General features: G+C 31.7%; 25 protein-coding genes. 4 read left to right on the top strand and 21 right to left on the bottom strand.

What is annotated here, in order from left to right:
• Positions 1-65: 65 nt before the first annotated feature.
• The 5 genes from CN601_RS24440 to CN601_RS24420 all read right to left on the bottom strand — a co-directional run bounded on the left by CN601_RS24440 (position 66) and on the right by CN601_RS24420 (position 4247).
• Complete coding sequence (locus CN601_RS24440; protein ID WP_098172609.1) at positions 66-581, bottom strand: GNAT family N-acetyltransferase; 516 nt, start codon at positions 579-581, stop codon at positions 66-68.
• Between the two features lie 243 nt (positions 582-824).
• The gene (locus CN601_RS24435) at positions 825-1727 is read right to left on the bottom strand and encodes a sensor histidine kinase (protein ID WP_306659843.1); all 903 of its coding nucleotides are present in this window, start codon (positions 1725-1727) and stop codon (positions 825-827) included.
• Positions 1728-1745: 18 nt separating this feature from the next.
• The gene (locus CN601_RS24430) at positions 1746-2492 is read right to left on the bottom strand and encodes an ABC transporter permease (RefSeq protein WP_098172608.1); all 747 of its coding nucleotides are present in this window, start codon (positions 2490-2492) and stop codon (positions 1746-1748) included.
• Complete coding sequence (locus tag CN601_RS24425; protein ID WP_098118290.1) at positions 2485-3408, bottom strand: ATP-binding cassette domain-containing protein; 924 nt, start codon at positions 3406-3408, stop codon at positions 2485-2487. The genes CN601_RS24430 and CN601_RS24425 overlap by 8 nt, the downstream gene beginning before the upstream one ends.
• Positions 3409-3554: 146 nt before the next feature.
• Entirely contained in the window at positions 3555-4247 is a 693-nt protein-coding gene (locus CN601_RS24420) for a response regulator transcription factor (RefSeq protein WP_098118289.1), read from the bottom strand.
• 196 nt (positions 4248-4443) lie between these two features.
• On the opposite strand from CN601_RS24420, the gene CN601_RS24415 reads away from it, so the two are divergent.
• A complete protein-coding gene (locus CN601_RS24415) occupies positions 4444-4656 on the top strand; it encodes a hypothetical protein (protein ID WP_098118288.1) in 213 nt (70 codons plus the stop codon).
• Between the two features lie 237 nt (positions 4657-4893).
• On the opposite strand, the gene CN601_RS24410 is transcribed toward CN601_RS24415, so the two are convergent.
• The 3 genes from CN601_RS24410 to CN601_RS24400 form a co-directional block, all read right to left on the bottom strand.
• Entirely contained in the window at positions 4894-5094 is a 201-nt protein-coding gene (locus CN601_RS24410) for a cold-shock protein (protein WP_088044491.1), read from the bottom strand.
• Between the two features lie 833 nt (positions 5095-5927).
• Positions 5928-7148, bottom strand: coding sequence for a sugar efflux transporter (locus CN601_RS24405; protein ID WP_098118283.1), 1221 nt, complete (start codon positions 7146-7148; stop codon positions 5928-5930).
• Between the two features lie 140 nt (positions 7149-7288).
• Entirely contained in the window at positions 7289-8158 is an 870-nt protein-coding gene (locus tag CN601_RS24400; RefSeq protein WP_098172607.1) for a Cof-type HAD-IIB family hydrolase, read from the bottom strand.
• A 226-nt stretch (positions 8159-8384) separates the two neighbouring features.
• On the opposite strand from CN601_RS24400, the gene CN601_RS24395 reads away from it, so the two are divergent.
• A complete protein-coding gene (locus tag CN601_RS24395; RefSeq protein ID WP_098172606.1) occupies positions 8385-9281 on the top strand; it encodes an AraC family transcriptional regulator in 897 nt (298 codons plus the stop codon).
• A 191-nt stretch (positions 9282-9472) separates the two neighbouring features.
• Entirely contained in the window at positions 9473-9703 is a 231-nt protein-coding gene (locus tag CN601_RS24390; RefSeq protein ID WP_098118280.1) for a hypothetical protein, read from the top strand.
• 169 nt (positions 9704-9872) lie between these two features.
• Here CN601_RS24390 and CN601_RS24385 read toward each other — a convergent pair whose 3' ends face one another.
• The 13 genes from CN601_RS24385 to CN601_RS24325 form a co-directional block, all read right to left on the bottom strand.
• Positions 9873-10349: a (2Fe-2S)-binding protein gene (locus CN601_RS24385; protein ID WP_098118279.1), complete on the bottom strand. Its 477-nt coding sequence runs from the start codon at positions 10347-10349 to the stop codon at positions 9873-9875.
• The gene (locus CN601_RS24380) at positions 10346-11185 is read right to left on the bottom strand and encodes an FAD binding domain-containing protein (protein WP_098172605.1); all 840 of its coding nucleotides are present in this window, start codon (positions 11183-11185) and stop codon (positions 10346-10348) included. The genes CN601_RS24385 and CN601_RS24380 overlap by 4 nt, the downstream gene beginning before the upstream one ends.
• Positions 11185-13551 (bottom strand): xanthine dehydrogenase family protein molybdopterin-binding subunit, encoded by a 2367-nt coding sequence (locus CN601_RS24375; RefSeq protein WP_098172604.1) that lies wholly within the window; start codon positions 13549-13551, stop codon positions 11185-11187. Before CN601_RS24375 ends, CN601_RS24380 begins: the two co-directional genes overlap by 1 nt.
• Before the next feature lie 114 nt (positions 13552-13665).
• Positions 13666-14814, bottom strand: a complete 1149-nt coding sequence (locus CN601_RS24370) for a toxic anion resistance protein (protein ID WP_098172603.1) — start codon at positions 14812-14814, stop codon at positions 13666-13668.
• An 18-nt stretch (positions 14815-14832) separates the two neighbouring features.
• Positions 14833-16512 (bottom strand): vWA domain-containing protein, encoded by a 1680-nt coding sequence (locus CN601_RS24365; RefSeq protein WP_098172602.1) that lies wholly within the window; start codon positions 16510-16512, stop codon positions 14833-14835.
• Between the two features lie 17 nt (positions 16513-16529).
• Entirely contained in the window at positions 16530-17264 is a 735-nt protein-coding gene (locus CN601_RS24360) for a hypothetical protein (RefSeq protein ID WP_098172601.1), read from the bottom strand.
• 396 nt (positions 17265-17660) lie between these two features.
• Positions 17661-17996, bottom strand: a complete 336-nt coding sequence (locus tag CN601_RS24355; protein WP_098118273.1) for an IDEAL domain-containing protein — start codon at positions 17994-17996, stop codon at positions 17661-17663.
• Positions 17997-18126: 130 nt separating this feature from the next.
• Entirely contained in the window at positions 18127-18540 is a 414-nt protein-coding gene (locus tag CN601_RS24350) for an RrF2 family transcriptional regulator (RefSeq protein WP_098118272.1), read from the bottom strand.
• Positions 18541-18648: 108 nt separating this feature from the next.
• On the bottom strand, positions 18649-19044 hold the full coding sequence (gene spxA, locus CN601_RS24345) for a transcriptional regulator SpxA (protein ID WP_098118271.1): 396 nt from the start codon (positions 19042-19044) through the stop codon (positions 18649-18651).
• Positions 19045-19349: 305 nt separating this feature from the next.
• Positions 19350-20771, bottom strand: coding sequence for a glycosyltransferase family 2 protein (locus CN601_RS24340; RefSeq protein WP_098172600.1), 1422 nt, complete (start codon positions 20769-20771; stop codon positions 19350-19352).
• Entirely contained in the window at positions 20764-21837 is a 1074-nt protein-coding gene (locus CN601_RS24335) for a HEAT repeat domain-containing protein (RefSeq protein ID WP_098172599.1), read from the bottom strand. The genes CN601_RS24340 and CN601_RS24335 overlap by 8 nt, the downstream gene beginning before the upstream one ends.
• Positions 21834-23114 (bottom strand): GGDEF domain-containing response regulator, encoded by a 1281-nt coding sequence (locus tag CN601_RS24330; RefSeq protein WP_098172598.1) that lies wholly within the window; start codon positions 23112-23114, stop codon positions 21834-21836. Before CN601_RS24330 ends, CN601_RS24335 begins: the two co-directional genes overlap by 4 nt.
• Before the next feature lie 336 nt (positions 23115-23450).
• The gene (locus tag CN601_RS24325; RefSeq protein ID WP_098172597.1) at positions 23451-23912 is read right to left on the bottom strand and encodes a hypothetical protein; all 462 of its coding nucleotides are present in this window, start codon (positions 23910-23912) and stop codon (positions 23451-23453) included.
• A gap of 262 nt (positions 23913-24174) precedes the next feature.
• Here CN601_RS24325 and CN601_RS24320 point away from each other — a divergent pair, with 262 nt between their 5' ends.
• Complete coding sequence (locus tag CN601_RS24320) at positions 24175-26472, top strand: hypothetical protein (RefSeq protein ID WP_098172596.1); 2298 nt, start codon at positions 24175-24177, stop codon at positions 26470-26472.
• Positions 26473-26489: the final 17 nt, after the last annotated feature.

Genomic DNA, 26489 nt, shown 5'->3' with positions numbered 1-26489 from the left:
AGCTGTATGTGTAACAGCTCCTTTTTTGTATTAATAGTGGAGATTAGAAATATATTTCTCTTATTTTACTTAAATCGTGCTGAACTAACCTTTAAGTTATAATCTGTAATTTCAAAACCCAGCTTTTGGTAAAGTTTTAATGCGCCTTGATTATGACCAAAAACGTGTAGACATACGTCTTCTATTCCTAATTCATTAATTTCTTTAATACACGCACTCATCGCTTCATTGCCGTACCCTTGCCCTCTATATTCCGGATAAATGAGAATCTCAAATAAATACGCATAGTTTGGCTCTTGTTTTAGATTAATTGAGTACCAAATATAGCCAATGAATTGCTCATTCAAAACTATATTTTTCAAATAATTATTTTCAGTTTTTTCTCCTTCGGGCAATAATGATTGAAAAGCCGCCTTAGATTGATCTAAAGCTGTCTCCTCCTTCCAGCTCCCATTTTTCACTTTATCCTTAGCAAAATTAACAGTTGCTAAATCTAGAAATCTTTGAAAATCTTGTTTATTCATTTGTGTTAAATTAAGAGTCAAATTAGACCATCCTTTACAAATTAATTGTTTTTTCATAAGCTTAAAGTCCCGTTTAAAGTATTCGATTCTTTACTAAAGATATCCTTTTTTGATCATTTTACCAAAAAAGGATATCTTTAACGGTCTGTAATTTTATTAAAGACAGCAATAATATTTTAGCGTAGGATAAATAGAAGGACATATTAAAGTATTAAATAATAAGTTCACAATTTAATAATAAAAAAAGATTAAGTCCCACTCACTAAGGAACTTAACCTTTAATAAACTTACCTTTAATGACTACACTTTAAACCATTCACATTTCATAAATAATTTATTCTCTTTATATTCAGCACTAATATTACCATTCATCTTTTCCATTAAACTTTTAGCAATTGGTAAACCAAGACCTGTACCTTTCCGAGTCCTCGTCTGATCCGCTTTATAAAAACGATCAAACATTCGTTGTAAATCTGATTCACCTAATTCATTAACAGAATTACTAATCGTCAATTGAGTTGAAGCCTTTGTTTTTTCAAGACAAATATTTATATTTCCGTATGAATGTTTAATGGCATTTATGATTAAATTTTCAATTACTCGTTTTACTGCAGATGAATCAGCCATTATCATGATTTCTGTATTAGGAATCTCAATCGTAGGTTCTAGGTTCCGTTTATTGAATTCCTCATAAAATCCTAAAAGAACTTCTAGTATCAATTGATTCAATTTTATTTTTTCAAGCTTCATTGGATAATCAATTTGATCTATAATTGAGAGTTCAAAAAAGTCTTCAAGCAGTACCTTCAATCTTTGGGCACTATTTTTTATGATATTCGTATATTCTTTTCTCATTTCTGTCGTTATTTCTTCGGACTCTAAAAATTGAATATATCCTAAAATTGAGGTCATAGGTGTTCGGATATCATGCGAAATATATGAGATCGCCTGTTTTAATTCATTTTCACTTAAGCGCTTTTCTGCTTTTGACTTCCTTGTTAAATCAACTTGATTATTTATTTCCACGGCAAGATTTTCAATATCCTTATCAAAATACTTCAAATCTATTTTCTTATCCATTGCATGTTTGTTTAGCTCATGCAACTGTCGGTGAGTTCTTTTAATTTCTTTTTTTAATAGAAAATACCGGGTGAGAAAAAACAATAAAAGTATACTAACGATTATAGTTACATAGTTTATCAAACTCACCCACCTTCTATCTTACTTAATTTCTTTTTTTCTAAATATAAAACTTCCTAGAACGCCAAGTACAATAAATGTCAAAATTGGAACAATTATAAGTGTAAACAATTCGCGATCATCGAGTTGATTGAATTTATATATACCTGGATATAGCATAAATACTGAATTTTGAATAATTGTTTTAAGAAAAGTTAATTTTGAAGCTATAAAATCTAAAAGGGAATTAATTAAAGCAAAAAACATTAGTAGAAATCCTATTGTTTTTCCGTTGTCAGTAAAAACAGTGGCAACAATCGTCATAACTGAAGCAAACGCAGCTCCATAGATTGCTATTAGACCAAATGTCTTAAGGATATACATCCAATCAGTTGTACCATTAAAATCAAAATAAATTCCTGCAGTTGTCGTCATAAAGACTGGAAGGATTAATAAGATGATGATTGAACCAATCGAAAACATCGTTAACTTTGAAAAGTAAATTCGTAATCTACTATTTCCTGAGGAAGCAATACTTTTCATTGTTCCGGTCGAATATTCACTTGTTATAAAGAAGCCTGCAAATATACATGGTAAAAGCTTAATAATATCATTGTTAATGCTTAAAATGTTATAGATATAATATTCATCTAAAGTAAGTTTAGCCGCTGAACTTGCTTTAGTCGTAAAAGGATATAAAACAGAAAAAAGAATTAATATTAAAACTAAAGTTCGAAATGAACGATCTTTTTTTAATTTATATAGTTCTGTTTTCAATAAATTACCCACGATTTACACCTCCGATTCGAGATGTAAAATAGGCTTCCAAATCTTCACCCATAGGCATAAATTCATCAATAATTAAGCCTTCACTTGTTAGAGATTTTGAAACTTCTCTTGCTCTATCAACATATTCAAATAATTTAATCGAACCGTCAGGCAATACTTCAAAATTCTGCGTATTAAAAAATCTTTCAATTACAGTAGCAGCTTTGTTTGGATTATCAACTTTAATATGCAAAAAGTGTTTACATTTTTCATCTAATTCCTTAAGTGATAATTCTTCTAGTAACACACCTTCATGGATAATTCCGTAATGCGTTGCTAATAAATGAAGTTCACTTAAAATATGACTCGAAATTAAAATAGTTATACCAAACTCTTTATTTAGTTTCTTTAGTAATTCTCGTATTTCTACAACACCCATCGGATCAAGCCCGTTAATTGGTTCATCTAATATTAAAAATTCGGGATCTCCCAATAATGCGATTGCAAGCCCAAGTCGCTGCTTCATCCCTAAAGAGAAATTTTTGGCCTTCTTTTTACCTGTATCTTCTAACCCAACTAGCTTAAGTGTTTTTTTGATACATTCTTTCCCAGGAATTCCTTTTAAAAGCCTATGTGCTTCTAAGTTCTCAGCTGCCGTCAAATGAGGGTATAAAGCAGGACCTTCAATGATTGTCCCAACTCTTTTTCTTGCTTCAATCAACCCTCGTTCACTATTTTCTCCAAACAATTCAAAGGAACCAGTTGTCGGATACCCTAGTCCCGTAATTAATCGTATTAATGTTGATTTCCCTGCACCATTCTGCCCAATAAAACCGTAAATAGCTCCTTTTTTTATCGATAAATTTACTTTATTAAGGGCCATTTTATTTTGATACTTCTTAGATAATTGATTAGTTTTAAGTATAAATTCATTCATAAGTTTTCCTCCTAACACAAATTTTTATCGCTTGTCCAAATGCTTTATTATCTAAATGAACATTTGGAACCAATTTTTAATTGTGAACACTTTTAACTATAAGATGGAAAACATAAGAATGCCTTAAGGTAAATCTTAAGAAAACCTTAAGTTTTTAGTCGGTAGCCCATACCCCAAATTGTTTCTATATATTCTTCAGTCGGATTTGCTTTCGTCAGTTTACTTCTAATATTACTCATATGTACATTTATCGTGTTATCGTCTCCATAAAACTCTTCATGCCAAACACTTTCAAATAAATTAGCTTTTGTGAAGACTTTATTAGGTGATGATAATAGTAAACATAATATCTGGTATTCAATTGCTGTTAGTTTTAACTCAATTTCGTTAACTGACACTTTTTTTAAATCCAAATCGATCAAAAGATCCTTGTGCCGTATTTGGTTATTTACTGTAATTTTTGCTATGCGTCGATATCTTCTTAGACATGACTCAATACGAGCAGAAACCTCTTCAATATCAAAAGGCTTCGTAATATAGTCATCTGCTCCGCTTCTTAAAATGTCTATTTTTGTTTTCATTTCAAGTTTTGCTGATATGATCATAACTGGGATGTTAGTTTCCTCGGTAATCTTTTTTAATAATTCTTCACCAGATAATCCTGGTAGCATCAAATCTAGTAAAACCAAATCCCAATTTTGAATCTCTAAATGGATTAGAGCTTCAGTGCCTGAATAGGCAGCCTTTGGAATAAAGCCATTTTTAACGATAATATCACATAGTAATCGATTAATATCCTCATCATCTTCAACAACTAAAATATTCACAGAATCATTCATTTTTCTTCCCCACACATATGTAAACTTTTTTTTATTAAAATTGGAATATAAAAGTAATATATCATCTTCGTGCTATTTGCCAAAGTATAGCACTAAAGTGAAAAAAGTATTTGCAAAAAATTACTATTTAATCTGAATATACAGGAGAAGACCTCCATTGTGTCGAATTATCTTAAATTAGAAGGGAGTTTGGAAAATGAGTAAAGAGAATCTATTAAAGAGCTTGAGACTTGCTACAAGAGGAAATTTCTTTTTAATCAATATAAAAAATTCCTTAGAAAATGATACCGATTTGATTAAAAAACTCGCTAAGGAATTAGAGCAAGATGGATTAATCAAATTAAAAGAGTGCACACAGCAAGAAGATTCACTCTTTTTAAGTGGAATTCTAAAATATGCATCCAATTAATTTGGATGCTTTTTCGTCGTTGAACAGACTGAAATATAAATAGGTATAAATGATTTTTCTATTATTTGAAGACATTTGTATATTAGTTTTATATGGGCTATAATACTTTAAACCATTCTCTTTACCGAGATTCACGTTCAATTTTACCCTTATTCAACTTTTGAATAAGGGTTTTTATTTTATAAGATATAAAAAAAATCAGATTCTACTTGATAGAATCCGATTTCTTTTAGTTAATTATGCTTTTTTAACATTAGTTGCTTGAGCTCCGCGTTGCCCTTGTTCTACTTCAAAAGTAACTGCTTGGCCTTCATCTAAAGATTTAAATCCTTCAGATTGAATTGCTGAAAAGTGAACGAATACATCATCACCGTTTTCACGCTCGATGAATCCAAATCCTTTTTCTGCATTAAACCATTTTACTTTACCATGTTCCATTAATGTTTCCTCCTTGTGTGAGTTACACACATTTTAATATATCTATATTAACAATAAATGTTTCAATAATCAAATCCACTAAAAAAATATCTGGCTTTATGAGTAACATTTTTTCTAATTTCGCCTGTTTTTCTTACCCATGAACACTCTATGAGTAACATTTTTTCTGATTTCTGCCTGTTTTCTTATTCATGAACACTTTATGAGTAACACTTTTTCTAATTTCTGCTTTTTTACTTTCTCATGAACACTCTATGAGTAACTATTTTTCTGATTCCTCCTGTTTCAGTTACTCATGAACACTCTATGAGTAACACTTTTTCTGATTTCTGCCTTTTTACTACTCATGAACCCTTTATGAGTAACACTTTTTCTGATTTTTCCTGTTTTACTTACTCATGAACACTCTATGAGTAACATTTTTTCTAATTTCGCCTGTTTTACTTACTTATGAACACTTTATGAGTAACACTTTTTAAGATTTCGTCTGTTTTATTTACTCATGAACACTCTATGAGTAACACTATTTCAGATCTCGCCTGTTTTACTTACTCATGATTCCTTTATGAGTAACACTATTTCAGATTTCGCCTGTTTTACTTACTCATGATTCCTTTATGAGTAACATTCTTTCACATTTCTGCCTTTTTACTTACTCATGAACCTTCTATAAGTAACATTTTTTCTGATTTCTGCCTTTTTACTTACTCATGAACCCTCTACAGTATTTTACGATCACGTGTATCTGTCATGTTTATCTTCAATTCATTTTTTCAATCTTGACTTGGTTTTATTTCAACATGAAAAAACGAGCTACTAAGTAGCTCGTTTCACTATACCGACTGACTGTGACTTGTCGATATTTCCATTTCCACATTGTTTTTTGATTTCCATAAGATAAAGAGTGAGCAAACTACAAAAAATAGACAAAGGAAATAAACGTTTCGAAAACCTGCAAGTTGAGCAAACATTCCTCCACCTAAATTACCAACTAAGCTTCCGATTGTGGAGCAATTTGCATAAATTGACGCAGAAAAGCCTGGTGAATTAGGAAGTAGGTCGTTGAAGTAGCTTATACCATTCCCCATCACAATTGCGATATATGTTGCCTGTAATAGTTGTGCGACGATTAATTCCCATGTGTGTGTTGATACACTTAAGATTAAATAATAGGCTAAACCAATAAAGCAGCCGTAGATCATCAACATATGATTAGAGATTTTTTTTGAAAGAACCCCCAATATCAGCATGATCGGAATTTCCAAGCCTGCACATAAACTAACGACAAATCCGACATCTCTATTGGTACCATGTAGTTCATTTACAATAAAAAGTGGTGTGTTAATCCAATTAATTGAACTAACTGCAAATAATAGGATAAAAGCAATAAATGGTAATCTTAACTGTTTTCGTTTTGCTTGTGAGACTGCTGTCTTATTTTTCTTCTTCACATTATTTTGGGATTGCTTTCTTTTTTCTAAAAAGAAAAATACTAGAAATGCAATCACAACATAAATGCTAGATGTTCCAAGGAAAAGTCCGTCATAGCCCTTTGCGCTTAAAATTAAAGTACCAATTAAAGGTCCAATTAAAAAACCTAAAGATACTAGTGATCGTAAAGTTGATAATGCTAATGTCTTATCTTTTGATTGGCTTGCGTTAGCGGATTCTTGTGCAGATGCAAAAATTTGAGGCATGGCCGCTGCACCTAATCCATTAAACACCCCTACAAAAACCAATAATATAAAGTAGTTATGAAATATTAAATAGGAAGCATATCCAATTGCAGATGAAATCATCGCAAATAAAATAATCCATTTTCTGTCTAAACCTCGATCAGAACGTTCAGCAATAATTGAATTAACTAAGACTCCACTTAATGAAATCACTGCCATAAAGATTCCAAATGCTCCTGTACTCATGCCAAGGTATTTTGTACAATACAGCGATAAATAAGGAGTTGTAATAGAAAGCCCGATCCCTACAAACAACAAACATATGACAAATAAACTATACCCCTTAATTGCAAATAGATCTTTTATCCGTCTAACCAATATAAAGCCCCCTAACCTTTCAATATTTTAATCGACTGATTAAAATAGAACACAAAAACATCCCTGGAAAAATTAAATTATCTCACCAATTTAACCAAGGAAAATATTAATGCTTTAGTTGTATTTAGATTCCTTTATTATTATAGTACATTTGACTCTTTAAAAATATATTTTTCAATTGCATAAGCTACACCATTTTCATCATTGCTTAATGTAACAAGATCACTTGAAAGCTTAACCTCTTCTTCTGCGTTTCCCATAGCTATTGATAAGCCCGCTATATTAAACATTGGTATATCATTTTTCTCATCACCAATTGCAATTGTATTTTCTAAAGGAATATTAAAATATGTAGCCATTGCTTTTAACCCATATCCCTTATTTCCATTTTGATGTGTGACCTCTAGATTAAATGGTGATGAGCTAGTTAGAAAAGTCCCATCTATTAGTCTTAAATTCTTTTGAAGACTCTCTCTTTGCTGTGGATCTAGCGCTAAAATAAGAAACTTTAGAATACTAAAATCATCATTATTAATAACTTCTTGAACATTATTAAAAAGCGAATGCCCATATACATTTGGAGGAGTAGTAAACATTTTGAAGTGTTTATTTTCGAAGTATTCTTCCGGAACTCGCCCCGATGAAATAACTTGTTCGAAACGTTCATTCCAATTCCGAGGTGCAAAAATACCCTTATTAGTAGAAATATTGTAAGGTAAGGCTTCTTTTTCAACTTCTAACGCAAGCTTTTGTATTTGATTTCTTCCTAAAGTATTTAGTTCAATTAATTTTCCATCTACATATAATGCGGATCCATTATGACCTCCAATAGGACAATTTAATTCGTATTTTGTCATTTCATCATGAATAGAGTTTGGTGAACGACCCGATAAAATCATAACGATATGCCCCTGCTCTTGAGCCTTTTTGATTGAACTTAAATTTTCTTTACTTATTATTTTATTAGATCTTAAAGTAGTTCCGTCCAAGTCTAAAGCGATAAGTTTCATAAGAATCTCTCCCTAAATATGTTTATAATTTGATTCATAAGAGATGAGGATCTTGTCAAATGATAATATTATAGATTTGAAGATATGTTTGTTATACTTAATTATGCATTAAAATAACAATTGACCGTTAACTTAATCCTCTCAAATGATTGCCTATTCCTCTTACATTTACATATCCAAAGAAAATACATGTGACTTTTTAATATAAGAAAACAAGGAGGGCTTTATGTCTGAAATAAATTATTCTAAACAAAATGAATTAACCGAACTAATTGAGCGCCATACGAGCCATGAAGGAGTTAACGAGACGGTAATTGACTCATTATTTTTCATCCGAGAATCAAACATTACTGAACCTAAATATAGGGTATATAAACCTTCACTTTGTATTGTAGTTTCAGGTGTAAAGGAATTATTACTAGCAAATGAAAGTTATAAATATGGCCCCGGAAATTATTTAGTCGCTTCTGTTGATTTACCAGTTACAGGACAAGTTATTGAATCTACACCAAACTCTCCGTATCTGGCTTTTAGACTTGAATTTAGTCCAAATCAGATTGTAGAAATTTTAACTGAAACTAAAATTTCTACTAATTCAAAGGAAAATGCGAAAAGAGCGATCTTTGTAAGTCAATTAGAGGAATCGATTTTAGATGGAGTGATTAGACTAGTCCGATTATTAGATTCACCTGAAGATATCCCAATTCTCGCTCCGATCTTTAAAAAAGAAATTCTATACAGAGTTTTACGAGGGCAACACGGGGGAATATTGCAACAAATTGCAATCGAAGGTAGCACAACAAATCGTATAAGTGGAGTTATTGATCAAATAAAAATGAATTTTTACAAGTCTTTACGTATTGAAGAGCTTGCTGATATAGCAAATATGAGTGTCTCGTCTCTTCATAGACATTTTAAAGAGGTAACGGCAATGAGTCCTCTTCAATTTCAGAAACATTTAAGATTACAGGAAGCACGGCTATTATTAATGTCTGAATCTTCTGATGCAGCAGAAATTGCTTTCCGAGTTGGGTATGAAAGTCCATCACAATTTAGTAGAGAATATTCTCGTTTATTTGGTTTCCCACCAAAAGAAGATATAAAACGACTGAAAGCAAAATAACAATGTTAAAATCGTTATTCACATTTTTTTTGAAACGATAAGAACAGTTTATTAGAATCTGAGAACCTAATATTTTACAATATATTAATACATTGATGACATGAAGAAGAACTCCTATAATGCCCATTCAATAATCCCAAATTTGTATATATTAGTTATACATATGAAAATTTGAATTTAGGAGTGTTAATATGGTTTCAAATAGAAATTTTGATGATTTTTTATTTGGTCGAAATAGTGATAGAGACATTTATAAAAACGAATCCACAATTGACCGTGCAAAGGTTAGTGTTCGAGGTTCACGTCAAAAAAATCGGAAAAATGTAATTTCCAGTCTTCCACCAGTTCCAGTTGTATTAAATCCTATTCCATACCAGATTACGCCGATTGGAACGATTCCAATTTATTTTAAAAAGTGTTAAAAATCCAACTTTCATGCAACTCTCTTATAGTTTCGTTCTTTTAAACTGTAAATCTAAAAAAATATAAAAGCCTGCGTTTATCTAAACGTAGGCTTTTTTTACATAGTTAAGAACATTGGTGCAACTGTGTAAAATGTCCAAATCGCTGGTGCAATAAATCAAGTGATTACTAACGTCTATTTCTTGGTCTACCTCGTTGATCATTTAAAACCGATAATACGGCTTCTTTTATTTCCTGGTAACTAGTACATCGACATATATTTGAGCTAAGCCATTCTTCTATAACCTCTTCCGTTGCGTCAGGATGCTCTGTCACTAGTGCATGAGCGTTTAAAATAAAGCCAGATGTACAATACCCACATTGAAAAGCCCATTTCTCCACAAATGCATGCTGCATTGGATCGTCATGTAATCCTTCAATTGTGGTAAGCTTTTTTCCAACAGCATCAACTGCTAACATCATACAGGTCTTTACTGGTAATCCATCCGCTATAACCGTGCAGGATCCGCAATCACCGTTTTCGCAGCCACGTTTTGCTCCTGTTAGGTCGAGTTTTTCCCTTAATACATCTAAAAGTGTATCGGCCATTCTGATAGTCGCCGTTCGCTGTTCTCCATTAATATCAAGATTCAATTTTTGTATCATGCTCTCACTCCTCCTAAATAAGCTAATCCATCTAGAAGTAGATTTCTTAAGACAAAAATACGATAATCCCTCGAGCCACGTATATCACTGATGACTGGTGCTGGAATTGCAAGAATTGCTTGATTAATCCGCTCCTCAACTGATAAATTAGTGTTATTTAATGCTTGCTCCATCTCATACGAACGAAATGGGTATGCACATAATCCACTAATTGCTAACCGATAAGAGCGATTAACCTTTAATAATTCAAGAGTAATAAGAGGATAATCAACCTTTTCACTTTTTCTTTTTTTATCAATGAAAAAAGGTTGTTTTCTATACTTTCCATCAGATTTTGTTTGTACTAAAAATTCTCCTCGCTTTAAGCGCAGTTTTTCATTAAAAATTTCCTCAACTGGATACTCTTTTACACCATCAATCCCTGCAATTACTAATGTACTATTTGAAAGTAGCAACGGAAGAATAGCTTCACGATATATGATATCGCTAGCGAGATTACCACCAAAGGTAATTTGATTTCTTGAAGTGCGATCTGCAATGCGTACACACGCTTCGCCGAGTAGTGGGAAAATTTTTGATTCAAATACTTTAGTTAAAGTATGGGCTGCTCCAACAACAACGTTATTCTCCTTAATTTCCAAGGCATTGCATTCAGGAATTCCTTTTACATCGATTACGGCTTTAGTATGAATTAAATTTAATCTCCCTAAAGTAGTAACCTCCGTTCCACCGCTAAAATAGATTGGTTTCTTTCCTCTTTTATCGAGCTTAACAAATAAATCTACTGCTTCTTTAATTGTAGAAGGTCTATAATAGTCAAAATTGAAGTGGAGCATTAGTGCACCTCCCCAGCTTCTAGCCTTGATTTCCAAATGAACTCTGGAGTAAGAGGTAACCGTTTTAGTGATACATTTGCTGCAATAGATAAACAATTTGCTACCGCTGATGGCATCCCCATTATACCGTGCTCACCAAGACCTCGAGATCCAAATGGGGCTCCCTTAACCGGGTTTTCAACAAATCGAACGATATACTCTGGCTGTTCTCCAAAATGCATCACTTTATAGGAACGAAATTGTGTCGTTAAAACTTTTCCTTCGTCGTCAAAGATAAATCCTTCTCTCGTCGCAAAGCTAAGTCCCATATTCATTGCACCAGTAATTTGTGTCTCCGCGCCTTTATAATTCAAAATTTGACCTGCATCTGCAACAGTTACAGCTCTTAATAACTTAAATGTGTTGTCTCTTTTGTCAAATTCTACTTCTACTCCTTGTGCTACAACACCCCACTCAGGTCCTTGAACACCTTTTCCGGTAACTGGATTCATTTCCGTAAGTCCAGGAATCATATATGTCCCTCTTCCAACTACTTGATTTCCAGCAACTTTCCCATTAGGGTATATATATCCTAAAACAATCTCAGAAAAATCGATTGAAATACTAGGGTCCGTTCTCATAAATACTTTTTTATTAGCCACTTCTAGCTCATCTTTTGGAACTTTCAGTACGACTGATGCAGTTCTTTTTAATTGCCTAATGGCATCATCACATGCTTTAAGTACAGCGTTGCCGGACATGAAAGTTGTTCGACTGGCAGCTGTTTCCCAGTTATCAGGAGAATCCTGGGTTTTTACTTCCATTTGAATAAACACTTCATCTTCGTCCATATTCATTTTTTCAGCAACCATTTGGGTTAATACGGTTTTCGTTCCTTGCCCAATTTCTACAGCAGCGCTGATGACATTAATACTTCCATTTTTGTTAAATGTTATGATTGCACCTGAACTTACACCCGGAGGTGGGTCCCCGTTCTTCCATGCGCAACTAATCCCTTTTGTACGGACAAACCGATCTGAAATTTCTATTCGTTGTCCTTTATCCCAATCCATCAATTCCTTTAGCTGAAACAAGCATTCCTTTATATCTCCTAGATTACTTTTATTCAAAAGTACTTGTGTAGGAGAAGTATCACCTGGTTGGATCGCATTTTTCAGACGAAATTCTAAAGGATCCATCCCAAGTTTTTTAGCCATTATATCCATCGTTCTTTCTACGCCAAATGCTGCTTCAGTACGACCAAATCCTCGAAAATCGGTTACAAACGGATGATTTGTATACATACATAATGAATCACACCATACATTATCGATTTTATACGGCCCTGTACTGTCAAATGCAGCTGCCTTCGTAATAGGAACTGATCTTTCAGCATAAGCGCCACCGTCAAATAAAAAAAAGAGTTTTAGAGCTTGTATTTTCCCTTCTTTTGTACACCCCATTTTAACAGTAGCATGTAATCCAATATGGACTGGAGATGTAACGATATCTTCCTCACGACTATTACGAAGCCTAACTCTTTTACCACCAACAGACTTAGAAGCTACATATGCCAACGGTTCTAATTGGACACTCGTTTTTGCACCAAACGATCCACCTACTAACGGTATATTAACAGTGACCTTTCCTTCTTCTATATTAAATGTTTCACTAATTAATTCTTTCATTTCAAATGGTTCTTGAGATGCTGAGTGAATAATAACTTCACCCGTCGATTTAATTTCTACATCCGCACATCTTGTTTCGATTGCTGTATGATCAGCTTGGTTAAAAGAAAATTCTTCTTCTATAATTACGTCACATTTTGCAAATCCTCGATCGATATTTCCTTTTCGAATTCCTTGTATGTTTGCTATATTTGTACCAGGTATAGGCTGTATCCCACCAGACGTACCTGTTAATCCAGATGACTCGTCAATTAAATATTGTTCGACATCTTCATGTACGAGGGGAGCGTCCTTTTGATATGCCGCTTCGGGTGAATTTACAACAAGTAGGGGTTCGTATTTAACACAGATTAAAGTAGATGCTTTTATTGCAATAGCTTCCGTATCTGCAATAACCATAGCGATTGGTTCTCCGTAATATCGTACTTTATCAAATGCAAGCAATGGCCGATCTTTAATCGTTGTACCTAATAAAAGCGGATAGTCCTTTCCAGTGATGATCATTCGTACACCTTTAACTTTCCATGCTTCTTTTGTATCTATTTCACCAATAATTGCATGTGCATGCGTACTTGTTAACAGTTTGGCATGAAGAGTACCAACTTCTTGAACATCATCAATATATTTTACTCTCCCGGTTACCTTATCCCAGCTTTCTTTTTTAAGCACACTTTTTCCAATAACCCTATACTGCTTCACAATTCCCCCTCCTTTTTCCCACTATAGTATCCTATTAATCTTTGTACATATTTAGAACTATGGCCTAAATTGAAAAAAGACATGTTTCATTTTACATGTCTTTTTCTAGCATTTTTATAAGCCAAGTCGGTCCCCTTTTTCAAGCCGTTGAATTTGTTGAGATCCGACTTCAGCTAATTCTTGAAATTCCAAGATTGTTTGACGCATTTTTGGCAATGCCTCTTGTTTAAATGTACTAATCGATTCAAACGCAGATATAACGTTTGTAAAAGAAGTTTTAAGCGTCTCAACAGAAACCGCCGATTCCATCGCTTGTTTTTGTATGGCAACTCCTTGTTCTTTTAATAATCTGGATGTTCCTTCAATGATTGTATTTGTAGTTCGATTTAAAGCAGTTATTTTTTGCAATACAATTTTTTGATTATATAATGCACTAGCAACTGTTACTGCTGTGTTTAATGCGGAAATGGTCACTGTTTTTGCACGTTCAACACCACGTATTAGCTCCCTGTTGTTTCGAATTACCACCTCATATGACATATCTCCTTGATGATTGACTACTAACATTTGCTGTAAATCCATTACTCGTTGTCGTAGTGGATAGAGAACTTCTTCAGTAATGAACTTTACTTTTTCTTGATCTTCTCCTTCGACTTTTGCTTTTTCAATTTGAGTTTCAATCGACTCATCCATTAATGTTCCTAATTGAATTTCTTTTTCTAACGTTTTAGACAGCATGCGGAGTGAAAGTTGTTCATGCTCTAATGTTGTGTTGTCATTTTCAAGTACTTTTTTCCCTTTATCAAGCGATTTCACAATATCAGCAATTGCGATATCTGCTTTTTCAAATCTTTGAAAATATGAACGGATTGGATTAAATAACTTTCCTAAAAAGCCGGTTTTTGCGAAATCAATTGCTCCTGGGTCTAAATCTTTTAATTGAAGCTGTAAATCCGCTAATCCTTTTGCAACTTGCCCACCTTCATCACCACTTTTAGCTAGTTGACCGAGAGAAACCTTGAGTAGCGAATTTTTATTCGCAGAAGATTTCATAGTTTGAAGCCCGAATGCTTCTATCGATTGTAGGATTTCTTTACGTTGATCAAATGTTTCCTTTGAAACGGTATTTAATTCCATAATCATCGCAACATTTGCTTCTGCTGCTTCTTTTAATTTAACTAATTCCTTAGGCACAGGCTTAACTTGCTCTTCTATTACTGCCTTGATTTCTTCTTCATTTACAACTTGCATCGAAAATGACATCTAGAGTCCTCCTACCAATTAGAGTTGAACATTAAATAGATTTCGAATTTTATAGATTACGTCATCTGAGTCCGCATTAATATTTGCAGCTTCATTAATATTTGAGATACTTTCAAGAGCTTTAATATTAGCGTTATATCCTATTGTATAAATTGGAATTTTATATGCTTTAATAATTCCTTTTACATTTTTCAATGAATGACCATGATTCGTCTCACCATCTGTTAATACAAATATGAGTGGCCTTACATTTGGATTCTTTTTCATTTCTACTTTGAGCATATTAATGGCAACTAGTATTGCGTCATTTGTTGCAGTATCTCCGCCGGCATCAAGGCTAGATACTGCTCCAACGAATTTTGATTGTTGATTCGCATCGTATTTTGCAATCGGTAGATTGATTGTTACATCGGCAGAATAAGAGATTAAACCAATACTATTATCCCTTCCTAAATACTTTTGACCTTTTAGTAATGATTCTTTCAACTCATTTAATGGCTTTCCATCCATACTTCCTGAAACATCTGCTACAAATACGGCTGCAATTGGATTTGAAGTATTTTTCTTTCCTTTCCAAAGTTTCTGTGCAGCAGTTAATGTATTACCATCGATTGCTTTTAGCTCTGAAGTATAGTTATTCAACCCGTTAAACCCATCTTTTTTTGCAAGTTCTTGAAGATTACTTTGACCTGTAAATTCTGCAAATTTATTCAAAATATCAATTTTATCTTTCGGTAAATCCCCTAATGCATAAAGTGGGCTGTCATGACGTACCCCAAACGGGATAAACTCGTATCTATTTTTTAAATCTGGTAAATTAACAAATGATTGATATTCTAATACAAATGCATCCAAAACACCCGATTCCGCAGCATCACTCATTTGAAGTGTTGTTGAAGCAATGAAAGGTACATTTGCTTGGAAACTTTCAAAACCTTTTACAGCAGTTTCACTTAAAACATCTTTTGAATCAAAGGAATTTAAAGCAGTAACTAAAAAATTCAAACCTGTTGAACTAGTAAATGGATCCGTATAACCCATGGATAATTCATTTTTCGTCATCGCATCAATAACAGTTTTCGTATCGACTTTACCGTATTTTTTCATCAATTCATCATATTTTGTCTTTGAAATGACAATTCCAGGTACATTGCCGACTAATCTGCTCGAAATTGTTTCTGATTTAACGCCACTTGCAGTAATCATTTGACCCCAAAGTTCATTTGAAGGTGTAAATGCATCCGGGACGTATTTACCTGATTTAATAAAATCCGTTGCCGTTCCAGATGCTATGTTTCGAATTTTTACAGATACTTGATGACCATTTAAATTGAATTTTGCATTATTAAATTCATTTGCAACTTCATTTAACCAACCATTTTTCCCATCACTTGATTTTTCTGTTGACGAAAATATTTCAACATAGTTTTCAGTTGTATTTTCAACTGATACAGGAAATTTTGAAATATCAGGAAGTTCACTTGCTACATCTGCTGTATTTAAGTCAATCTGCCCTTTAATTGGCTTTGCCTTGGAAATATCTATTTTAGATATCATTTTTTCTAATTGCTGACTTTTATTTTTATCTGTAATTTTTACTACTTTTTTATCTGAGGTTAAATTTACTCCGATATAGACAAGAAGAAAAACAATAACGATAACGATAATAGATGCGAAAAAAAATTTACTTTTTTTCATTTATTTCATCCTTTCATTCATTGTCTATAATGTTTTGTTTGTTGAATTAAAGAATCAATTTCTTTCATACATTCCATATTTTCAATTTCATCAATTCCGATTTCATCAAGCCTAGAAATTTCTAAAATTAATTTATCAATATTGACTAGAATCTCCTCATTCATTTCAACTGCTCTTTGAATAAATTCGAAATACTCATTATACAGATTAATCTTTTCTTGGAGTAAAGACTTTGAATATCGAAAGCCATCTTTACCTTTGATCTTTCTGTATTCAGATTCATCAAAAGTACTGATTTTATTTAAGATGTTTCTAATCGTTAAATAAAATAAAGTTTCAACCTCGTCCACAACAGCTGCAAACTTGCTGTATGTAATTTCTGTTGGTGAAAAACGATTAGAGAGTAAACTATTAAACAATCCTTTTTTCTTTTTCATTCGCTGTATTTGCTCGATTGAGGTAATAATATCATCTTTTAAAACTTTACTATTTTTAAAGCGACTAAGAGCCTCCACATAGTCTTCATTCGTTTTTAGCTTCCTGATTGGTTTTTCTTCTACAGATTTAAAGTATAGATGGAACATGCTAAAAATTAGTACGAATATATTCGCTATTATGAACGAAACACCAAAAGCAGTTTGAAACGCACTTGACTTAGTTAATTGGATTCCGATTAATCCAGGAGAAAATACAATCACATTCAAAATACTTATGAAAGCGATTAGCCCCACTAATTTTAACCCTTTAGTCATTCTTCACTCCTCCGCTATACTCTTTTTATGCTCTATTAATCATATATATTTATCATTTTGACTTTTTAGTTTAATAAAATTATTGAAAATCATATGAGATGTAATTATTTACAAAAACATTTTATTTTTACAAACATTGAAATGACAAAAATAGTTATATTAAGATTGTTAAATTTCCTTTTTTAAAGTATCGATAGAGTAATTATTTAAATTATTAACTAATTTTTTTAATGGCTCAAAAAAATTCAGTGTTTAATTATGAAATAAAAAAAAGTTGTCTAATTAGACAACTTTTAGGTAACCTTTATTCAACTAAATCTAGCCTTTAAATATCATATTTAAAACCATACCTATATAGTTTAAATGATTTACATTTCTAAGAAAAATAGGCTAGCGCTATTTTAATCCACTAACAAGTTGTCTCATGGAGTTTAACTGAGATGATAGCTCCTCAAACCAATCCTCATCCCCAGTTGAAAGGGCTAAGTCAATTAGAAAGGAAATTTGTTCTTTGTTTGTCACTTTCGAATCAGGCAATTTCTTTACGTTTTTATTTAGCATGTTAATTGTTTTCCCAACAGTCTTTTCATTATCTGAAGTTATTACATTTACCTTTACTATTTCATCTTGAATCGTAAAGGATTCGATAAAACCTAGTACTAATTCTCCACCCATTGATATACCTTTAACCCAGTCTCCTGTTTTTAAAATTGTATCGTTATTTAAATTCATTTTTTGCACCTTCTTTTTTAGAGTTATTAGTTAAAAAATTTGTGATCAAAAATGCACTTAGAACAAACTGTAATTTTTTTTATTACATTTCGATTAAAAGAAGGCTAAGCCCTCACTGTTTTTTAACTGCTCATTTCTCATATTTGATATGATCGACAATGTCTTTAATAGTGTATTGCTTTAGATATCCCCCAAGATGTTCTTCTGCACCTATGAAAATATTAAAAAGAACATTTTGCATGTTTGCCCCAACAACACACTTTTCATTTGATTCGGGGCACTTTGGCTGCAATGCACCCTCAGAAGTGATCAAATAAATATCCCAAAGATTCACTTCATTTAAATCTGTGGCAAATATAAATCCACCACCAGTTCCTTCTTTCGATTTTATAAATCCATGCTTTTTTAACAAACTAAGCACTTTTCGAATACGTACAGCATGAACACAGGCACTCTCTGATATTGCATCACTTGTGGACATCCGATCTTGCTGTAGCGCGAGATACGTTAAACTATGAATGGCAAGAGTGAAATCACTATTCATGGCCTGCCTCCTATAATCATTATTTAAACTTCGATGATATTAAATAGTACTGTAATTTTATTTGTTACAGATTATCTTGTCAAGAAAACTGACCTTTTATAACGATTATTAATTAGCTACTTGTTGTAACTTATTGAATGAGACTGTTCGTAGCTTACGAGGAAGAAAACTACGAATTTCTTCTTCGTTATAACCAATCTGTAATCTTTTTTCGTCTTGGATTATTGGCATGCGCAACATTTTTGGATTGTTTATGATTAATTGATATAATTCATTAAGTGGAAGCGATTCAATATTTATATTTAATTCCTGGAATGTTTTTGATTTATTCGATATGATTTCGTCCGTTCCAGTTTCTGTCATGCGAAGAATAGATTTAATCTCCTCAAGTGTAATTGATTCATTCATAATATTTTTAACACTATATTCAATATTATGTTCATCTAACCATGCTTTTGCTTTACGACATGATGTACAACTTGGTGTTACATATAGATTCACCATTCTTTTACACGCTCCTTATTTTTAAAATGTAATAAAAAAAATTACAGTTAAGATAAAAATGATTTATAATCTGTTAAAACAAATTAAGTTAATCTCCTTGCTCAATTAAAATGAGTATACTGTAATTTTATTCTTTACAGTTAAAAGTGTCAACTATATTTTTTATAGTTAAAATATGGGGTTTGATTTCAGCTTGTAAATTTCAAAATAATGAAATTTAGTAGCACTAGAAAATAAACAATCTAAATTAAAAGCGCATAAAAAAAAAGACCACTAAGCAGTCTTTTGAATAATACAATATAAGTCTAAACTCCTTTTCTCTTCATTTCTCCCCAACCTTTTTTTTGACCTAAAAATATACTGAATGTCGCTATAACACGCCAATATGTCAAAATTGGACGATACCAGATTGCTTCTGTTAATGAATAGAAAAATAAACGATTTAACTCACTAATTTTTTTATATTTTTCTAACCGCCATTCTTCAAGCAGCACTGCACTAACTGAGAAAAATGAGCCGTAGATGATCATGAGTATTAAAAATGCAATGGAATACAGAATATTTATATTGTGTAAAGTTATGTTTATTATTAACGACACATAACCAAAAAACTCAATGATTGGGCCTAAAAATTCAACAAAGAAAAAATATGGCATTGCAATAAAACCGATTGAACGGTAATTTTTATTAAAAATCATTTTACGATGTGCCCACAAGCTCTCAAATAGTCCTCGATGCCATCTTACTCTTTGTGTTTTTAAAATTTTAAAAGAATCTGGTGCCTCGGTATAACAAACTGGATCGGCTACATACTCAATTTTTGCCCCCCAATTTTCTTCTATATTTTTACGGTGAAGTCGAACGACTAGCTCCATATCCTCACCAATTGTATTTGTTAAATATCCTCCTACTTGAACTACTCTTGACTTTTTAAACACGCCAAATGCCCCAGATATGATTAGTAATAAATTCTTATTGCTTAGTCCAATTCGTCCGATTAAAAATGCGCGCATATACTCTATAACCTGCATGACTACAAGTGGATTTTTTGAGAGAAGCATTTCATTTACTTTACCAAGCGAGGTCTTGCTTCCATTGGCAATTAATACATTTCCACCAGTAGCTAGTATTTCGTCATCTGTATTTTCAATAATTGGTTTCATAATTTTGAGAAATGAGTCAGAATCAAGGATTGTATCGCCATCGATCGAAGCAAAATAAGGATATTTACTAAAATTAATGCCAGCATTTAAGGCATCAGCTTTCCCACCGTTTTCTTTATCAATTAAAAATAGAAAAGGATAAATTGCTGATTGATACACATTTTTAATTGGTTTTGTTTCAATTCCAAAGCTTTTATGAAATACTTTGTTTTTTAACACGGTCATATCGAATCGGTCAATCGTTTTTTGGAGAGTAGAATCTTTTGATCCGTCATTAATGACGATTACTTCAAATTCTGGATAATCTAACCTTCCGGTGCCTGTCACCAAAGAAAGAATCGTATTAACTACGCCTACTTCCTCATTATAAGCAGGTACAAGTATTGAAATAGGTGCAGTAAAGGCAGATTCCTTTAATCTTTTATATTGCTCAATTTGATGTAAACCTTTTTCTCTCTTTAATCGCATAAATGCTAATATAAATAAGATTAAATAAGTTGAACAAAGGAGCAACACGTAAATGATAATAACTTTATTGATTATTAAAAAGAATAAATTAATCATACTCCGGAGTCCTCTCCAACCATTCTTTTGATATATTTCTCGCATATGCATCTGGATGCTGTTCAATAATTTGATTAAGAACTACTCTTCCGTTCTTATACTTTTTAATCGATTTAGCAGCTTCAGATCTAACAATATAAGCTTTGTCCGATATTAACTCAGTTAAATAAGATAAAAATAAATCATATCGAATATTTCCCATTAATCGTGCAATCATTAGCTTTTCTTCGTTACTTAATTGCGTATCTGGTTGTCCTTCATTTTTATAAGATTCTACTAGTTGTGTAATCAAGTTCGGGGAAGAAATATATCCTAACGATGCGATTGTTTTTAAGGAACGTATTCTTAATTCACTATTTTCTGAAGTGATTAATTTTTCAAGAAAAAAATAGATTTGCTCAGAACGAAAATGTTTAATTCTAATTAAGTCTAAAATAGAATTTTTATAACTTTCAGGTAAATGATCAAATTCTTTTAGCAATTCGTGAATATTCTCCTCATTAACATGTAGATCCAAAATTTCCGTTAATAAAAATGAGGGGATTTTTTTCTGGCTAACTAATAATTCCATTAATTTATCATATTTAAAACTAGCCAAAATAAGGAAAATATCAAATTTTTCTTCAAGTGAGCATTTTTTATTTGATAAATGTTGAATTAAGTCAGCTTGCATCATTTTTATATTAAATTGCTTTATAAATAACAAAGAATTCATCCGTTCACTCCAATTACCATGCTTAAGTTTATATTTATATCTAGGAATAAAATATAAATTTACAATTGGTCTAATTGGATCAAATCCTTCTTCAAATTTGATAATACTCATAAAACTGCTAAATATATTTTCTAATGCTTCAAACTCGATTTCCTTTTTTGGAATAAACGAAGCTGATAATTCACCTTTTATCAAATAACTTTCAATAAATACGATATTTCTATTTAACCATTCTTCTTTTTGCTTATTTTTATGCTGTTTAATGATTTTATTAAAAACTAAATAAATATAGATTGAACATAATAATAGAAATAAAAATCCTGTTATATATAGGATAATAAATATGTTCATTTGGCTGTAATTCCTAACATTCGATTTAAACGGAGACGTAGTTCCTTCAAACTAAATGGTTTTTCCAAATAATCATTTGCCCCACTTTGTAATGCGATTGCTTTATCATTCTCAGAGCTTTTACTACCAATCATTAAACATAAATATTTTCTTCGGTCATAGTTAGTGCGCATTTTACGTATTATTTCAAATCCACCCATTTTAGGTAAAATACGATCGAGTATGATTAGATATCTTTCATTTTGTTTGTGCCAAGGATCATTTAAAAATTCTTCACCATCTGTATATACCTTTATTTCAACATCATATAATTCTCCACCTAAATCTGATAATTGATGATTTAACATTTCACGTATCAGTCGATCCTCATTAATGACAGCTATTTTTAGCCTACGATTCATCATCTCATTATTATTTCCCTTATCGTTAAAACGATCGATTGAATCCGTTAAATCAGATGTTAGTAAAGTTAAGCATTTTTCAGTTGTAATATTGGAATCTGGAATTTCAAGTACTTTATAATTAAAAGAAGCGTAGTGAATCTGATTTTCATAAGTGATCGGAACTTCCGAAAATGAAAGTGACAATCGGTTCATTAATTTTATTCCATCTGCTTTAACTGTTTTTGGAAGTAATAGTACAAACCCTTTGTTTTGGTAATGTGCTAACAAGTCGGTAGGTCTTAATTTACATTTTATAAATTGTAAAAAACTTTTTACGATTAAATTATCTAAACTATAGTCTTGTTTTTCATCAATGTTTACATATACTATCGAAAATGATTCGTAGCAACGTTTTAAATCCTCAAGTTGTTTAGTCACTTCATTTTTTAAATGACTATAATTGTATACTCCAGTTATTGGATCAATAAGAACTTGTTCTTTTATTCGATATCTTCGTTGAGCAAATTTATTAATATAATATTGAAGTTCTACTTCAGCGATTGATTCACTAATAACTGCATCAGGCATCAGTGCATTTACTGTCATATGATCAGTTATATTACAAATACAAATGGTTGAAATATACCGACTTTCACAAAAGTCTCTTAATTGATTAAATTTATCTATATTAAATGTTTCTACTAATTCTTCAATCAATATGATTAGTACATCTGGATTAACAAAATCTATTTTTTCAAAGAGAGTTACTATATTTTGAACAGGCTGAACCAATTTATAGTTATATTTATTTACATCACAAAAGTTTTGAAAATTAAATTTCTCTTCATTTCCTATAAACATTACAATAGGATTTTCAGCTAGAATATCATTCACTATTACCACCTGCTCACTTTAATCTAGTTAGTATTATTTTTCAAGAAATTGGTGAACATTCGCATTATGATTTTATTAATACATTTCGTGAATTAAACTCACTTTTAACGTTATAATTAACCACTTAAAGTTAAAAGCATACGAAGAATAAGTTAATTTTAACTCCGAACTAACAATCATTCAACGTTATTTTGAGTGGGAATTTAAGACACAATTACCAATAAATGAATAATGTTTAGATGACAATTCACAAAACAAAAAACCGTAATTCGAGCTTTTTCCAACTACGGTTTTCGATTTATTAAAGGGAACAGAAATTTTAGCAATTTTTACACTTTACATCTTTTCAATCAATTTATCTACGATTGTGTTAATTCTTCTATTTTGTTCCTCTATCATTTTTTGTTGCGATTTTAATGTTTCTCTATTCTCATCAATTTTACTTCTATTTTCATCAATTTTCTCTAATGCATGGTTCAATAGCTCAGTTCTTAAATCTAACACTTCAAATAATTGATCCAAACTTGATTTAATATCATGTAATAATTGAACTTCTAGTGGCTGAGATAGAGCCGTATTTTCATTAACACCATTGTTTTTTTGAAATTTATAAATTGAAGCAGAAACATTCACTTCTTTGTTTTCTTCTATAATATCGCTTTCTAACCATTGAAGTTTTATCATGATAACTCCATCTTGTAAGTAACGATCTAACACTTTAAACTTACCGCTTGCAGTCTCATGAATTGTTCCGGTAGCATATTTTCGTGAAGGTTTTATACCATCATTTTTAATCATTCGATTACCTCTCAGTATTAAAACTAAACGTTAATTAAACTATATTTAACTTTACCGAACTTACAAATTCACCGATTACATATTGATGCTTTTTTTAGTGATAATCTTAATTTGACCATACTTAACTTTTTTTATGTCTCTACCTATGTATTTTAAATGATGATTTACTTACTTCTATGTGATTTACTTCATCTTTCGCATATCAGAACTTAGCTTAAAGCATAATAATTGAATAAGTTTGAAATGCTTTCGGAGGAATAAAATGAAGCTTAGAAATAAAAAAACATTCACTTTAATACTGTTTTGTTTAATGATTGGCGTAGTGTACATACTATTCAATCAATCAAAAAATCGGACATTAAACAAAAATACTAATACCTACACGAATCAAATTAACAACATTACAATTCCCGCTCAAATTGGTAAAGAATATTTCCAAGTTTTTGATGAGAAAAAGATGCCATATGACCTCCTACTCAAAGGTGTAAATCTTGGAATTGCGAATCCAGGACATTTTCCTGGTGAAACAGCAATAACAAAGGTCGAATACTTGAGGTGGTTTAAAGAAATTGGAAAGATGAATGCAAATGTTATTCGAGTGTATACCATCCATCCTCCTGCTTTCTATGATGCATTATCTGAATATAATCAAAAAGCAAAACGCCCTCTCTATCTAATTCATGGAGTTTGGATTAATGAGGAAATGTTAAATTCACTTGGAGATATTTACAATAAGAGTCTTACTAAAGAGTTTCAAGATGAAATTTACCAAACTGTAGATATTATTCATGGCAAAGCAAACATTCTTCAAAAACCTGGTCATGCTTCGGGTAAATATCACTCAAATATTTCAAAATACGTGATTGGATGGATTTTAGGGATCGAGTGGGACCCAAATATGATGAAATCAACAAATGATAAGCATAAAGGAAATGTTGTTTTTAATGGTCAATACTTTCAAACAAACAATGCAACGCCTTTTGAGAATTGGCTCGCAAGTATTTTAGATAATACTGTGAAATATGAATCAGAAAAGTATTCTTGGCAACGACCAATTAGTTTTGCGAATTGGGTGACTACCGATCCGATTCATCATCCTAATGAACCTATGGAAAATGAAGATTTAGTTTCATTAGATCCAAATCATGTAAGCGCAAAATCATCATTGTATCCCGGTTATTTTGCTTCCTATCATGTATACCCATATTACCCTGAATTTTTGAATTATGAACTAGCATATACGAACTATATTGATTCCCGGGGAAAGAAGAATAGTTATGCTGGATATTTACATAATTTAAGAAACGTACATAATATGCCAGTTTTAATTTCAGAATTTGGAGTACCATCTTCTCGTGGAATGACTCATCGAAATCGCTATGGATGGAATCAAGGATTTCATAATGAAACACAACAAGGGAAAATCGTTACTCATCTGTTTGAAGACATTCAAACGGAGGGAATGGCAGGAGGAATTGTTTTTTCATGGCAAGATGAATGGTTTAAACGAACATGGAATAATATGGAATTAGATGATCCTGATCGACGTCCATTTTGGTCTAACGTTCAAACTAGTGAGCAGCAATTTGGTTTATTATCTTTTGATCCAAACAGTTCAAAAAAGGCCATCTCTGTTGATGGTGATTCAAGCGATTGGAAAAAAAATAAAATTAAATCAGCAAATATGAAAAACGCTAATTTTATAAAACCGCTTGATCAAAATGACACCGAACGAAAATTAAAGAATTGGTCAATAACTAGCGACGCGCGATCAATTTATTTTCTTTTAAATTTTGAAAAAACTAAACAACCTTTTGACTGGGCTAAAACAGGAGTAATGATTTTACTTGATACGATTCCAGGACAAGGACAACATCAACTACCAAATGACAATTCTGTTAAATCTAAAAATGGGATTGATTTTGTTATTGAATTAAATGGACCAAATAATTCTCACGTACTAGTGGATAGCTATTATGATCCATTTTATTATGAGTACGCTAATCTATTACATTACGCACCAATTGAACCGAATGTTAATAAAAAAGATAACGGTCTATATCATAAAGTCATGCTTGGATTAAATCGACCACTTGTTATTCCAAATTACAATGGGAAATCGCTTAACTTGCCTTTAGAGTTTTATGAAACAGGCAAACTAAAATTCGGTGATGGTAATCCAAATCATAAAAATTTTAATTCTTTAACTGATGTCTCCCTCAACGAAAAAGATCATGTATTAGAAATTCGGATTCCTTGGCAATTATTAAATGTGAGAGATCCAAGTACTCGTGAAATCATGGGAGATTTATGGAAAGGTGGGCTAAAAAGCCAAAAATATGTGAAAAAAATTCACGTAGCTATTCTTACGTATCGCCCTAATGGGTCAAATAAAGACTTATCCTACTCAACTGTAAGACAAAAAAATGGAAATCTTAAAAAAGGTGATTTTTTTTCTTATACGTGGAAAAAATGGGATTTACCTGTTTACCATGAGCGACTTAAACAATCTTACTACATCTTGAAAGATACTTTTCATAAAGCAGAGATAAATAAGTAAAATTCAAAAAAACCTCC

This window comes from Bacillus sp. AFS017336 (assembly GCF_002555445.1).
Classification (GTDB): Bacteria; Bacillota; Bacilli; order Bacillales; family Bacillaceae_G; genus Gottfriedia.
The sequence above is the reverse complement of the archived record's forward strand: the minus strand, read 5'-3'. Positions and strand labels throughout refer to the sequence as shown.